The sequence below is a fragment of the Novipirellula caenicola genome (genome assembly GCF_039545035.1).
GTDB classification, from domain to species: domain Bacteria; phylum Planctomycetota; class Planctomycetia; order Pirellulales; family Pirellulaceae; genus Novipirellula; species Novipirellula caenicola.
Genome location: NZ_BAABRO010000002.1, coordinates 703,445 through 717,186 on the forward strand (window position 1 = coordinate 703,445; position 13,742 = coordinate 717,186).

The window sequence follows — 13,742 nt, forward strand, 5'->3', positions numbered from 1 at the left end:
TGCCAACCTTTAGCCGCCGCAACCGAATACCATGCGCAAACGCTCATTCCAAAACTGAGGTAAATGATGAGCATTACTTTTTTCATAATCCATTCTCTTTGGCAAACGAGCCGATTCCACCGAGTTTTGTGAGCCTTCGTTTATTTAAATGCTTTGCTTAATCGCTGCTGGCGTAGGGGTTGTAATCGCTTTCGGACCAGCGTTGCCGCTCAAAGTTGTGGGCATAAAAGTGGAACGCAATGATTGGCAACGAAACAAACAACATCGCATAAAACGTCATCCAACCATCGGCACGCATGATGAACACAAGTTGGACCAACAGGATCAGTCCCAGAAAGCCAGCCCAGCTCAGATAGAACGATTTCCCTAATTTCGGACCTGGCTGCATCGGCCCCACGCCCCAAGGACGCCGAACCCCAGAGATTCCAAATGCCGCTTCGATCTGTTCAGCGTACAAGTAGGTGCCCTGCGAGACGTTGCGTTCCTCGGACGATTTAGTTTTTGATTCTTCGATCGACAACATCTTCGGCGGCGAGATGTAGTCCGCCGTTTGCACCGCATCGCCCACCGTGACTCGCCAATAAAACTCGCCCACCACGTACCGCACATACGCCGTTCCGCGATCGAAAATGCGATACGAATCGCCATTGTAAGTCACACGGTTTCCAAACGTACTCCCCATGTACGACGCGGGCTCGACGAACGACCAATGGTTCTGGTTTTCCACCAACCAACGGAACCCGAGTTTGTGATTGTGCAGCAAGTACTCGGTCCATGGATACGTTTTGCCTTCGTACAAGGCAAAGCGTTCCATGATTCCAATCACGGTGTATTGGTCGCCAAAGAACTTGCCCTCGCTGCCAATCGGAACGACTGGATAGATCTCTTTGGCCTTTAGCGTTTGCAGGTAGGCAAGTTTGCCGTGATTGGCATCCAGCAGCGAATGGCAATTTTGGCAGGTCACACGCTCGGTCTCATCGGGCGTCCGCAGCAACAACGTTCCACCACAATGCGGGCAGTTCAACTGCAGCGCCGCAACCGGCAATTTTTCGCTTTCCGGATCGGCTCCGCTGGTGTCGACGCCCAAATCGGCCAACAAGATTTCTTTGCCGATATACACGCTCGTTCGCTCGCCATATTCGAGCGTTGCAAACGTCCCTTCGAGTCCTTGCAAATCAACGAACTTGTGGTCGGCGCCGGGATGCACCGCCCACGGAATTTCGCCTTCGGCAGCCGCCACCGACGCAATCCCTTTCTCGCGAACCGAAAACTGGCTGCGTCCAAGTTCCACCTGACCGCCGAGCGTCAGCGAATCGTATTCAGGCAATTTGATTTTGCTTGTGAGTTCGCGTTCGAACATCAAGTAAAACTTGCCTTGCGCCTCGGTCAACCATCCCCACTTTTCGCCTGGGAACACCAAATACCATTCGTCCCAAATGCCACCGGCGGGATGCGAATAACGGACGCGACCCGAAATATAGAATCCGCGTTTATTGAATGTTCCTGATAATCCAAGACGCAGTCCCGAGTTGGTTTCACCCACGTCGGCAACCTTGCCGAAATCTGCAACCTCTTTGTCGCCTCGCGCTACGGCGGTTTGACAAAAGTCACAAATCGTGACCAGCGATGAACCGGTTTTGAATTCGACGGGGCCACCACACGATGGACATGCTGCGCTGCGATGCTTCATCCCTGCTCTCGCTGTACATTGTCACTGACGACATCATTGGCAGCGTGATCGCAGCGATGGGTGGTCCTCGCTGGATCCGCCGCATGGTTACCTCGCACGACCTTTCGCAGCACCACCTCGCTAGCATGCAGACGCGTCGCCAATTGCTGTTTCCAATCCCATGCCGGGCGATCGCTGCAGCAATACAGATTAAAGGTAGCCAAGCGATGCTCGGGATAGGTATGGCAAGCGAGATGCGATTCGCTAAGCATGTACATCGCCGTGACGCCGCCGTGGCCAGGAAAGGCATGCTGCTGTGGCTCGCCGACGACTCGCAACCCGAGTTCGGCAACCACATCGCGGCAAATGCCCCCGACGATTTCAAGATTTCGCAACGCCGCCTCGCTGCATCCATACGCATCCACGATCCACTCGGTCCCCACCCGTGCCGACACGGCAAGCGGTTGATCGAACTTCGGAATGGATGGCACGTCGTGCGCTGCGGTTTTCATGTTGCGAATCAGTGATGGTTTCTTGTTAGCGGAAGGACGTGAGCCCTTCGGTCTCGTTTGGACGTTTTGCTTGCGACTGCGGGACGGCTTGCGGCCAATGCCATCTACTTTCGTCCCAAACGGGGTGTTTTTTATAGCGGTGCGGCGCGAGCCGCCCGTTAAAGATCGAACATTTTACTCGCCGCAACCGGGCGGCTTGCGCCGCATCGCTACTAAAGTAGATGGCATTGGGCATGTGCGGCGGCGGTTGTAAATCAAATTCTCGCGTTACCCGGTGCCTTATCGCCCACGCTCACAAGACCCGGCGGCCCTAGGCTGGCGGCGGTGGAGGTGGCGGGGTTGCCGCAGCAAAGAGGCTCGCTAATTGAGGCACCGTCGATGCCGCCGCCCAAGCTTGCATGCCTGCGGACCAAACCGCAGTGTCGGCTTTCACTTCGCCACTGCTGACCCCCGCGGCCATCTGTTGCATCGTAAACGGGCCGCGGGTTTCTCCGTTCACCGCGATATGCCACGCGACCGATGGAGGCGGCGGCGGTGGAGCACCGCCGGCCGCGGGTGCGGCAGCACCCATTTGCGGCATCATGCGGTTGGCCATGGCGAACCCCATCCCCAACCCCATTCCCTCGGCAGCACCTCCGCCGCCTGGGTTTTCTGCGGCAGCCGTCATCGCTTGTCCCATCTGGTACTGCTGGAAACGATTCATATCGCCGATCACGCCCATACTGGTACGCGTGTCGAGCGCTTTTTCGACCGCTTCGGGAAGCGAAATATTGACGACAATCAACTGGGGACAATCGAGTCCATACTCATCGTCGATCTGCTCTACCACCTCGGCTCGCACCGCCGCGGCAATCTCTTGGTAACGCGACGCAAGATCGAGTGCGGGGATGTTTAGTTTGCCGATCACATCGGAAAACGACGACGTGATCATCGAACGCAGCAGCCCGGTGATCTCGTCCGATTGGAAATCACCATCGGTACCAACAATCTCGCGAAGCAACGCTTTGGGTTCGATCGCTTTGAGCGCATAGGTTCCAAAGGCTCGAATCCGAATCGGCCCGAACTCGGAATCCCGCATCATGATCGGGTTAGGTGTCCCCCATTTCAGATCGGTGATTTGCCGAGTGCTAACAAAATAGACTTCGGCTTTGAATGGACTTTCGAATCCATATTTCCAACTTGCCAACGTCGTCATGATCGGCATGTTTTGAGTCGTCAACTCGTAATGCCCCGGCTGATACAAGTCCGCGATCTCGCCATCGTGCACCAACACCGCGACTTGCCCAGGACGGACGATCAGATGAGCCCCATTTTTGATTTCATTGTTGTAGCGAGGGAACCGCCAAACCAAGGTGTGGTTGGAATCATCGATCCATTCGATGATGTCGATCAGTTCGCCACGAAGCTTGTCAAAGAGTCCCATGTGCCTACCGTGTATCAAACGAGATTGAAATAAGATGCGGAAAATCGGATGACCGCGGGTTTCGAGGAAATTTTGCACCCTCGAACTGTCTTTCCCTGTTGGTTCGCTCCACCTCTAGCGGCTTTCGACGTCTAGCGGTTTCATTCTAACGGGCTACGCGTCATCAGCATACCATGAACACGCGGGCCAACCGGCCGCGCGTGCCCCAACGTTTGACTGGCACTGAAAAAATGGCGAAGGGGCGCAAAGAAAATCGTTTTTTTGACTTGGTTGTCATCGGAGATCCCTCCAGTAACACGCCAGCGTAGCGGGCAACCATCGCCATGACGACAGCGTGGGTCGATGGTGGCCGATACGGCGATGGATCCGCCACAAGTCAAGAAAGGTTATGATCAGAGCGAACGCTCTCTTGCAATGCCGTCATTCAATCGTCGGAAAAGACCATGGCTGAAACCAACCAATGCCCACCGAACACCTTCTATATTGAAGTTTCTGGAGCGGGACTTCCCGAAGTGGACGGACTTTTTGTCCCGTCGACGGCCCCTCCGACTAAATCGGAATCGGGTACCGTTTCCAGCCTCGGCTATTGGAACGGCAAGATGGCCTGGGACCGTGCGGACGGAAAATCGGCTCGCAGCCCTGCAATCTCTTATTCCAATAGCTACCGATCCTGGAGAATTTGCCGGCTCGATGGGCATCTCGCCTACGACATGACATGCGATGATGATCTGCCGCCAACCGATCGCGAATGGCACGTTTACAAAAAAGGGGTCGCCCCCGCCCCCAAACTGGTTCTGCATCACTTCGACCCGCGACAGCCCTGTCCCAAACCAAATGTCGTCTTCGTCCTCGGTGGCCCCGGCGCCGGCAAAGGGACGATGTGCGAGCTAGCCGAATCGCAGCTCGGATGGACTCACCTTTCCACCGGCGACCTGCTCCGCGACGAGCAACAGTCCGGCGGGCCGACTGCGGCGATCATCGACAAATTCATCACGGCTGGCCAATTGGTCCCCAACGAAATCATTGTCACGCTGCTCAAAGACGCGATGGAGCGGGTGACACGAACGACGGGAAAGATCAATTTTCTGCTTGATGGCTTCCCCCGCTCACTAGCGAACCTCGAAGCGTGGTACGAGATCTTTGGCCGTGATTCGGAATTGCCCAAGATGCTGTACTTTGAGTGCCCTTACGCCGTCTTGGAAAAACGCGTCTTAGCGCGTGCCAAGTACAGCGGCAGAAGTGACGACAATGTCGACAGCTTGAAACTTCGATTTGACACCTACAAAGCCGAGACGCTGCCGACCGTCGAATTATTCAAAAGCCTGCAAAAGTGCATTGAAATCGACACCAGCCTCGATCGCCAAACCGTCTACGCTCTTGTCGCCAGCCAGCTCGCTGAATACACCGACCCGCAATGTACCGCAAAACCGCTTAGCGAGCGGGCGGAGATGCTTCTTGGGCTCAGACCGTTTCCGAGCAAAGAAAAATAGATCGGCTTGCAAAGCAGGCAGCGAAATGCGGCGAGCAGACTCTGGTCCAGTCGATTGCCGCTGGCTCCCCGAGTCAATTTGACCGATAGGTACAAACAAGCTACAATCGGTGCTGTCAACTTCACCAAGGAACAAGCTCTCGATGCCGTGGGAAAAATCATTCGACGAAAAAGATGTCATCGATAAAGCGATGCACGTTTTTTGGGAAAAGGGGTACACAGCCACCTCCATTTCGGATCTGACGACGGCGACCGGAATTCAACGCGGCAGTCTCTACAACGCGTTTACTGGCAAGCAGGAACTGTTTGCCAGATCGCTGCTGAAGTATGACACCGAGCAGCGATGCGGCATGATAAAGCAGCTCGAAGCGATCGATGATCCGCTGAAGGCGTTCTCTGTCTTGTTTGATGCCATTGTGCAGCAGTCGCTCGAAGACCCTCAGAAAAAGGGATGCTTCTTGATCAATACGTCGCTGACGCTGCACGACCATGACGAACAAGCGCAAGCGATCGTATCGTCGGCGCTGAAGGAGTTCACTCAATTCTTTGAGCGACAAATCAAGCTAGGTCAAAAGCGAAACCAAATCCCCACAACCGTCTCGCCGCGTCCCACTGCCCGAGCACTGTTTGCAATGGTGGTGGGCATGCGAGTGATGGGCCGTGGCAGTTTCGACAAAGCCGCGCTGCAGCAAATCGCCAAGCAAGCCATGCGTTTGATTTCCTAGTCGTGTCATGCTCTGCCGGCAAACTCCTTCCCTGTATTTCCGATGAACGGCGAAACTCACCTGCAAACCTTGCTGAAAAAGATGAAGCCCGAATTGCAGACGGGCGAGTTCGTGTTTTGCAGCATGCCCTCGGAAGCCGCATCAAAGCTGCGTCTTTCCGCGATCGGTCAATTCCTTGAACCAGAAGGCCTGACGCTGATCCTGGCGAAAGATGAAGCCGAAACCAAGGGACTCGACTTCGCGTTTCCATGCAGAATGATCACCTTGAAAGTCCACTCCAGCCTCGAAGCCGTTGGATTTTTGGCTGTGGTGACCGATAAACTCGCCCAGCGAGGCATCAGCGTGAATGCAATCTCAGCCTACTTTCACGATCACCTCTTTGTACCGAGCGAACGTGCCGCCGAAGCAATGAACGTACTGATCGACATCGCCGAAGGCAGGACCTAGATCCTAAACAGAACCTAGACCCTAAAACCGCGTTCTAGCACCAGGCCACCGTCCGCGATGTTATTCTTTCGACGATCTTGCCACGCGATATTCACGCGGAGAGAGGCCCGTGGTCATACGAAACTGACGCGTGAACGCACTTTGATCGGAATAGCCAGCCTCTAACGCAACCGCGGCGATCGGAGTGTTCGTTTCCGCCAGCAGACCTTCGGCCAAGTCGATCCGCGCCTTCATCAACCATTGCCCGGCCGTGATCCCAAAAATTCGGCGCATCCGTCGATCGAGCTGATACCGCGACATACCCGCAATCGATGCCAACGCTGCCACCGAAGGCGGCGCCGATAGGTTTTCTTTTGCATGCTTCAGTGCCGCGGCGATCTGGCTGTACTCTTCCGCTTCGTTATTTGGCACACGGAGGTCCTGCGACACCCCGACAAGCCCCACCACCGCACCACTAGGCTTCTTTAACGGCAATTTTGTGGTCATGCACCACCCGACCGCCCCGGACGGATAGACGTGCAGTTCCAATTGGGACAATAACGGCTTCCCTGTGCGAAGCACCCGCTGGTCTTGGTCCGTAAACCGAGCTCCCAGCGGAGCACGCAGCAATTGCTCGGCGGTACGTCCGATCAGATCTTGCTTGCTCTGGACCCCGCAACGATCCACCAGCGTTTTGTTGACCACCAGATACTGCCCCTCGGTATTTTTGATAAAGAACACACAATCCGAGAGATGGTCGAACAACTCCTCGCCCGTGAACGGTTCTCCCAACTGACTTAAAACTTCAGCAATCATCGCCCACACCCTATTGCGAAACTATGCGCATTTTCCAGCGGTTGCTTTACACACTGGCAATCAACGATGCGCGATTTGGAAGTATAACTAGCGTAGCGAATTGAACACAAACGTCCTCTAGACATGACAACCATAAACATGCCAACTGCACGCATCCAAGGGAAACAGCTGATCGGTGCCGAGGGGTCTGCCACGAACGCCAAAACGTTTGTTGCCACCAACCCTGGCACAGGTACGCCGCTGGATCCCCCCTTTCATGAAGCAAACGGCGAAGAAGTCGATCGCGCGATGACGCTGGCGAGCGAGTCGGCGGAATTTTTCTCGAACACTTCCTACGAAACCCGTGCAAAACTGCTCGAAGCGATTGCCGACGGGTTGATGGACGCGGGGCAAGAGCTTCTGGACCGCTGCCACGCGGAAACCGCTCTTCCGATGAATCGGCTGGTCGGAGAACGAGCGAGAACGGTCAACCAGACCCGCATGTTCGCCGAAATGATTCGCGAGGGGTCGTGGGTCGAAGCCAAAATCGACCACGGCGACGCCGACCGCACTCCTGCTCCGAAACCCGATGTTCGCAGCATGCTGATCAGCATCGGCCCCGTGGTTGTTTTCGGAGCCAGCAACTTTCCGTTGGCGATTTCGGTCGCCGGAACCGATACCACCACGGCCTTTGCCGCAGGATGTCCGGTCGTCTGCAAAGCGCATCCGGCCCATCCCGGGACCTGCGAAATGATTGGCAACATCATCGCCGATGCTGTCAAAGCGACTGGTTTGCCTGCCGGAATTTTTTCGTTGCTGCAAGGACAGTCTCACGAAGTCGGACACGCCCTGGTCGAACATCCGGCGACCGCAGCGGTGGCGTTCACGGGCTCGATCGCAGGCGGCCGAGCGTTGTTTGACACCGCAAACCGCCGACGCAATCCCATTCCCGTGTATGCGGAAATGGGCAGCATCAATCCCGTTTTTGTCTTGCCCGGCGCGATCGAAGAACGCGCGGAACAAATTGCCCAAGCGTTTATTGGTTCGTTGACGATGGGCGTGGGCCAATTTTGCACCAACCCCGGTTTGATCCTGATCCCCAGCGGCGAACAAGGCGACCGATTAATCCAATTGATTGCAGCGAATGCCGCCGCGGCGGCACCAGGAACGATGCTGCATGCGGGGATCCACGATGCGTTCAACAAGGGAGTTGCCCGCATCAAGGAAACCAGCGGTGTGCAGCTGCTATCACAGACCGAAGGACCGAGCGATCAAGCGTGCTGCACCATCGCGGTGACCGACGTTGCGACACTCCGACGCGAGCGTTCGCTCATGGAAGAGATTTTTGGCCCCTGTTCGACGATTGTTCGTTACGAAAACGCAGACGAAATGGTCGAAGTTGCACAAGCCATTGAAGGACAACTGACCGCCACGCTGCATGGCAGTGACAGCGAATTATCCGAGCATCCATCGCTGATTCGATCGCTTGAAACCAAAGTGGGCCGATTGATTTTCAACGGTTTCCCCACTGGCATCGAAGTTTGCCACGCGATGGTCCATGGCGGCCCCTATCCCGCGACCAGCGATGCTCACTTCACGTCGATCGGGCCAGCAGCGATCAAGCGTTTTACTCGCCCACTGTGCTTCCAAGATTTCCCGAACGATCACTTGCCCCCCGAACTACAAGACGCCAATCCGCGTTGCATCATGCGAATGGTCAACGGTGTCTACACCCGCGAGTCGTAGCGACCGCTGGTTTGTCGTGTCTACATACTATGCGCGAATCGTTATATTCGCAGACGAAATACGCCAAGCAAATCAAGGCTGGCGTTCCTATCCTAGAGCGTCGGCTTCGCCTGATGGCTGAAGCCACTGACTTGATAGCCACCCCCGTCATTATTTGAATCCCACTGAACGCCTCGCGGCGTCCTCAAAAAAAATTTACTGGAGAGATGCGTGCCTGATCGATCAACAATTTTTCGTGGTTGCATACCTGCGTTGATGACCCCCTGCAATGCCGATCGCAAACCCGACTTTGATGCACTTGTTCGCAAAGGTCGTGAACTCATCGACTTGGGGATGAGCGCGGTGGTTTATTGCGGGTCGATGGGCGATTGGCCGCTGTTGACCGATGCACAGCGTCAAGAGGGCGTTCGACTGCTTGCCGAAGCAGGCGTTCCCGTCGTCGTCGGAACCGGCGCCCAGAATCCTCAGCTTGCTGCCGAACACGCAGCCCACGCCAAGCAAGTCGGTGCGGCGGGGTTGATGGTCATTCCACGCGTGCTTTCCCGGGGCACCTCGCCGGCGGCCCAGCGTGCTCACTTTGCCGGTATTTTGAAGGCAGGCGAGGGCATCCCATCGGTCATTTACAACAGCCCGTATTATGGGTTTGAAACCAAGGCCGATCTGTTTTTTGACTTACGCGCCGAGTTTTCTAACCTCGTCGGATTCAAGGAATTTGGCGGAGCCGCCTCACTTAGCTATGCCGCCGAACACATCACCAGCGGCGATCCCGATCTGACGCTGATGGTTGGCGTGGACACGCAAGTCTTCCACGGTTTTGTTCGCTGTGGCGCCGCCGGCGCGATCACCGGCGTCGGCAACGCGCTGCCAGGCCCGATCTTGCGATTGGTCGAACTGTGCCAACAAGCCGCCGCAGGCGACGTCCAAGCACGACGACTCGCCGAAGAACTCGATAACGCGCTTGCCGTGTTGGCGAAGTTTGATGATGGACCGGACTTGGTCCTTCATTACAAATATCTAATGGTTTTAGAAGGCAGCCCGGAATACGCACTGCAACTGAATCCCTCTGACGCATTGTCGACGTCGCAACGAGCATTCCTCGAAGGCCAATGGAAACTGTTCCGCACTTGGTGGGACAACTGGTCCGGGAGAGAATCTTGAACAAGATTGGATTTGTCGACGCTCACACCGAAGGCGAACCGACGCGGATCATCCACGATGGTGGTCCCGAGCTAGGCAACGGACCGCTGCCCGAGCGAGTGGCTCGCTTTGCCAAGTCCGCGGACGATTTCCGGCAATGCGTGATCCTTGAACCACGCGGCTGGGACGCGGTCGTCGGCGCATTGTTGTGTGAACCGACTGATCCAACGTGCGCTGCGGGGGTGATTTTTTTTAATAACGCCGGCTACCTTGGAATGTGCGGCCACGGTGCGGTCGGCGTTGCCGTGGCGCTTCACTACCTCGGCAAAATCGATCTCGGACGCCATCGTCTCGAAACCCCTGTGGGGATCATCGAAATTGATTTGCAAACTCCCAACCGAGCATCCATCGAGAACGTACCGAGCTACCGACTTCACCGCGGCGTCGAAGTGGAAGTCGACGGCATTGGAACCGTGGTCGGCGACGTCGCTTGGGGTGGCAATTGGTTCTTTTTGATTGGCGAAAGCCCTGCCGAACTGATCCTTGATAACGTCGACGCGCTGACCACCGCAGCGGGCCGCATCCGAAACGCACTGCACCGCAATGGAATCACCGGCACCGATGGTGCCGAGATTGACCACATCGAATTTTTTGGACCACCGCACGCCGCCGACGCCGACAGCCGGAACTTTGTGTACTGTCCCGGCGGCCAATATGACCGGTCACCCTGCGGAACGGGTACCAGCGCGAAACTCGCTTGCTTGGCCGCAGATGGCAAACTGCAGCCCGGCCAGCCATGGATCCAAGAAAGCATCATTGGCAGCCGATTCACCGCCAACTATGCACGAATCGACGAACACAACATCGTGCCTACGGTCATGGGGCATGCGTTCATCTGCAGCGAAGGCAACCTGATACGTCAACCACTCGATCCGTTTACCAGCGGGATTCGATGCACCGCCGCAAATGAATCCGAAGAAAGGCTTGTATGATCCGCAACGCATACGGAGGGTCGGTGATCGTCGTCGGCGCAGGAACCATCGGAATCGCCTGTGCTCACTATCTAAACAAGGCAGGATTGAAAGTCACGGTCATTGACCGCGGCACGGTTGCGTCGGCCTGCTCGCATGGAAATTGCGGATACATCTGTCCGAGCCACGTGCCGCCGTTGACCGAACCTGGCGCGTTTGCCGTCGCTTTAAAGTCGCTGTTTAACCCGCAAGCCGCGTTTCGGGTGAAGCCGCGATTAAGCCCGGCGATGTGGAATTGGATGTGGCAATTTGCTCGTCGCTGCAATCACCGCCAAGTCCTCACTGCAGGGAAACACCTGCAGATGATCCTCGACGCGTCGATGGACGAATATCAAAATCTGGTTCAACAAGAATCACTCGACTGTGAATGGAAAGAGAACGGACTGCTGTATGTCTTGCAAACGCAGCGTGGCATGGATGCGTTTGCCAAAAACGACAAGATGCTGACCGAACACTTTGGTGTGTCAGCAAATCGAATCGAAGGCGACCAGCTTCCTGAATTCGAGCCAGGATTGAAATCGGGACTCGCCGGCGCGTTTCACTACCCCAAAGACACCTCGGTTCGACCGGACCGATTGAACCAACAATGGGCCGATCGCTTACGTGCCAACGGAGTGCAGTTTATCGAACACTGCGAGCTCACCCACGTGGACAAATCCGCGGGACACATCTCCCACCTTTCGACAACGCATGGCGAATTGCAAGCGGATCATTATGTGTTCGCGATGGGGGCATGGAGCACACGTTGGTCGAATGAACTGCACTGTTCGATTCCCATCGAACCAGGAAAAGGCTACTCGGTGACCATGAACCGAGTCGAGAATCTGCCCACGCATCCGATCCTGTTTCCAGAACACAAAGTGGGCGTTTCGCCTTTCGAAACCGGACTACGTCTTGGATCGATGATGGAGTTTGCTGGCTACGACACTTCGATCCGCAGCCAACGCATCAACCAACTTCGTGACTCGGCCCGTCCGTACCTGGTGGCTTCGGTCGATGGCGAAGCAAAAGAAACCTGGTACGGTTGGCGACCAATGACGTGGGACAGTCTGCCGATCATCGGTGCTACGCCCAATTTGGACAACGCGTTTCTGGCGACCGGGCACAACATGCTGGGTTTGAGCTTAGCACCAAGCACGGGACGACTGATCACAGAACTGGTTACCGAACAACCGCCCCACATCGATGCGGCCCCATTCTCGCCGACGCGATTTTGATGACCGATGGACTTGTTCAACGATCAGTTTGATCACGGACGAGCAAATCACCACCTTCTGGCGAAGGTAGCTACAAGAACAGGTGATTCACCACCTTCTGGTGAAGGTAGCTACAAAAAAGGCTTCACAGCGTCACAGTGAACCGATCAAGATTTGCTGAGTCGATGCTAAGTTGATGAAGCCCCAAAAATTTCGAGCGAATTTTGGAATGATCGGCTGCGGAGCCGATCATCGCAGCGAGTACCACCAAAACGGCAGCCCAGTAAAGTCACGACATTAAGGCTCGCGGCATTCAGGCTACCAAGCCGAATCGATGATTAAATCGCAAGGCGCGATAGTATGCGTACCACGCTCGTTTCGCACGATTCTGACTGTGTCGTCGTTTGCGTTTTCCATCTGGCATGACTTTACCCTCCTTCCATCTACACCATGTTTTTGGGTTCGATGTTTTGATGATAGGCCAATGAAGCAATTGCCATGCCAATTCGCAAAACACGCGGCAACGCGTGCCTTGCGAGTGGTCCAGGGCCATGCGATCGATCCAGCTCCGTACTGCTGCGAAGGAAATGTCTCGCGTCAACCGAGGCGAGTGAGACGCGAGGGGGCGAGGAGAAGAAGGCGTGTAGGACGCTTACTTCGTGTCACTCACCGCGAGCTGATGGATCGGCTTTCTGCAGGACATCGACAAGCTCCTGTAGATCGCTTACGACATAGTCGGGACGTGCCACGTTCGGATAGAGTGCCTTGCCAGGGCGAGCAATGAAGGTGGTTTGCAGTCCGACGTTCTTGGCTCCAGCCAAGTCCCAGGCATGAGCGGCCACCATCAACACGTCTTCCGGTGCGACATCCAAATCGGCAAGAACCATGCGATAAGTGTCGGGGTGCGGTTTGTACTTTTTGATGGACTCGACGCTGTATCGCCTCTCGAAAAATTCGGTCAGGCCGGCGTTTTGAAATTGAGTTGCAACGCCCATGTAGGACGAATTCGTCAGGCTGACGATTTGGTAGCCATCGGTCTTGAGCGTCTGCAACCCCGCGACAACATCCGGGTGTGGTGGCAGCGAGCGAAGCGGTGTCACGATCGCCGTTTTGGCTTGATCATACTCAAGGTCAATCCCTTGTGTTTTCGCAACCATCATCAGCGCGGCGGTGCCGATTTCACCGAAACTGTGATACTCGCCGCTCAACGTTTCGACCAATGAATAATGAAGCATCGTCGAGAACCACAGCGGCAATAGATCTTCGCGGCCGCCGAGCGCTTTTCCAACGGATGTTTTCAGCGGAGCAAGATCAAGTAGCGTTTCGTTCACATCAAAGATGATCACCTTGGGCCGAGGCATGACTGACTCTGATTTAGCTTGATGCTCGACGCCTTCATCAGCAACGGCAACTTGCGCCGACGTGCCATTACCGGTAAATTCCAAAGCCAATAAAGCAAGAGCCAGTAATGCAATTTTAAATTTCATGCCATTCTTTCGTGCGAGTAAGTGTGAATCGTCGAACCCTCGTGCCAAAATCGGCCTTCCATGAACGAAAGACTTGGGCCACCGCGATTGGGACGTGGTCCCAATG

Annotated in this window: 12 protein-coding genes; 7 read left to right on the top strand and 5 right to left on the bottom strand. The window is 55.5% G+C overall.

What is annotated here, in order from left to right; all coding sequences use genetic code 11:
- Window positions 1-157 precede the first annotated feature (157 nt).
- The 3 genes from ABEA92_RS06640 to ABEA92_RS06650 form a co-directional block, all read right to left on the bottom strand.
- A complete protein-coding gene (locus ABEA92_RS06640) occupies window positions 158-1,690 on the bottom strand; it encodes a DUF4178 domain-containing protein (protein WP_345683023.1) in 1,533 nt (510 codons plus the stop codon).
- Window positions 1,687-2,181, bottom strand: coding sequence for an S-adenosylmethionine decarboxylase family protein (locus tag ABEA92_RS06645; RefSeq protein ID WP_345683024.1), 495 nt, complete (start codon window positions 2,179-2,181; stop codon window positions 1,687-1,689). The genes ABEA92_RS06640 and ABEA92_RS06645 overlap by 4 nt, the downstream gene beginning before the upstream one ends.
- 310 nt (window positions 2,182-2,491) lie before the next feature.
- Window positions 2,492-3,604 carry an SPFH domain-containing protein gene (locus tag ABEA92_RS06650; RefSeq protein WP_345683025.1) on the bottom strand — a complete coding sequence of 371 codons (1,113 nt, stop codon included), beginning with the start codon at window positions 3,602-3,604 and terminating at the stop codon, window positions 2,492-2,494.
- A 443-nt stretch (window positions 3,605-4,047) separates the two neighbouring features.
- Between ABEA92_RS06650 and ABEA92_RS06655 the strand changes: the two genes are divergently transcribed.
- The 3 genes from ABEA92_RS06655 to ABEA92_RS06665 all read left to right on the top strand — a co-directional run bounded on the left by ABEA92_RS06655 (window position 4,048) and on the right by ABEA92_RS06665 (window position 6,265).
- Entirely contained in the window at window positions 4,048-5,094 is a 1,047-nt protein-coding gene (locus ABEA92_RS06655) for a nucleoside monophosphate kinase (RefSeq protein ID WP_345683026.1), read from the top strand.
- A gap of 142 nt (window positions 5,095-5,236) precedes the next feature.
- Window positions 5,237-5,818: a TetR/AcrR family transcriptional regulator gene (locus tag ABEA92_RS06660; protein ID WP_345683027.1), complete on the top strand. Its 582-nt coding sequence runs from the start codon at window positions 5,237-5,239 to the stop codon at window positions 5,816-5,818.
- Window positions 5,819-5,860: 42 nt separating this feature from the next.
- Window positions 5,861-6,265: an ACT domain-containing protein gene (locus ABEA92_RS06665; protein ID WP_345683028.1), complete on the top strand. Its 405-nt coding sequence runs from the start codon at window positions 5,861-5,863 to the stop codon at window positions 6,263-6,265.
- Between the two features lie 60 nt (window positions 6,266-6,325).
- Here ABEA92_RS06665 and ABEA92_RS06670 read toward each other — a convergent pair whose 3' ends face one another.
- Complete coding sequence (locus tag ABEA92_RS06670) at window positions 6,326-7,060, bottom strand: AraC family transcriptional regulator (RefSeq protein WP_345683029.1); 735 nt, start codon at window positions 7,058-7,060, stop codon at window positions 6,326-6,328.
- 138 nt (window positions 7,061-7,198) lie between these two features.
- Between ABEA92_RS06670 and ABEA92_RS06675 the strand changes: the two genes are divergently transcribed.
- From ABEA92_RS06675 to ABEA92_RS06690, 4 genes are all read left to right on the top strand, one after another.
- Window positions 7,199-8,785, top strand: a complete 1,587-nt coding sequence (locus tag ABEA92_RS06675; RefSeq protein WP_345683030.1) for an aldehyde dehydrogenase (NADP(+)) — start codon at window positions 7,199-7,201, stop codon at window positions 8,783-8,785.
- 198 nt (window positions 8,786-8,983) lie between these two features.
- Window positions 8,984-9,943 (top strand): dihydrodipicolinate synthase family protein, encoded by a 960-nt coding sequence (locus ABEA92_RS06680; protein ID WP_345683202.1) that lies wholly within the window; start codon window positions 8,984-8,986, stop codon window positions 9,941-9,943.
- On the top strand, window positions 9,940-10,914 hold the full coding sequence (locus tag ABEA92_RS06685) for a proline racemase family protein (RefSeq protein ID WP_345683031.1): 975 nt from the start codon (window positions 9,940-9,942) through the stop codon (window positions 10,912-10,914). The genes ABEA92_RS06680 and ABEA92_RS06685 overlap by 4 nt, the downstream gene beginning before the upstream one ends.
- The gene (locus ABEA92_RS06690) at window positions 10,911-12,170 is read left to right on the top strand and encodes an NAD(P)/FAD-dependent oxidoreductase (RefSeq protein ID WP_345683032.1); all 1,260 of its coding nucleotides are present in this window, start codon (window positions 10,911-10,913) and stop codon (window positions 12,168-12,170) included. Before ABEA92_RS06685 ends, ABEA92_RS06690 begins: the two co-directional genes overlap by 4 nt.
- A gap of 641 nt (window positions 12,171-12,811) precedes the next feature.
- Here ABEA92_RS06690 and ABEA92_RS06695 read toward each other — a convergent pair.
- On the bottom strand, window positions 12,812-13,636 hold the full coding sequence (locus ABEA92_RS06695) for a haloacid dehalogenase type II (RefSeq protein WP_425572399.1): 825 nt from the start codon (window positions 13,634-13,636) through the stop codon (window positions 12,812-12,814).
- Window positions 13,637-13,742 lie beyond the last annotated feature (106 nt).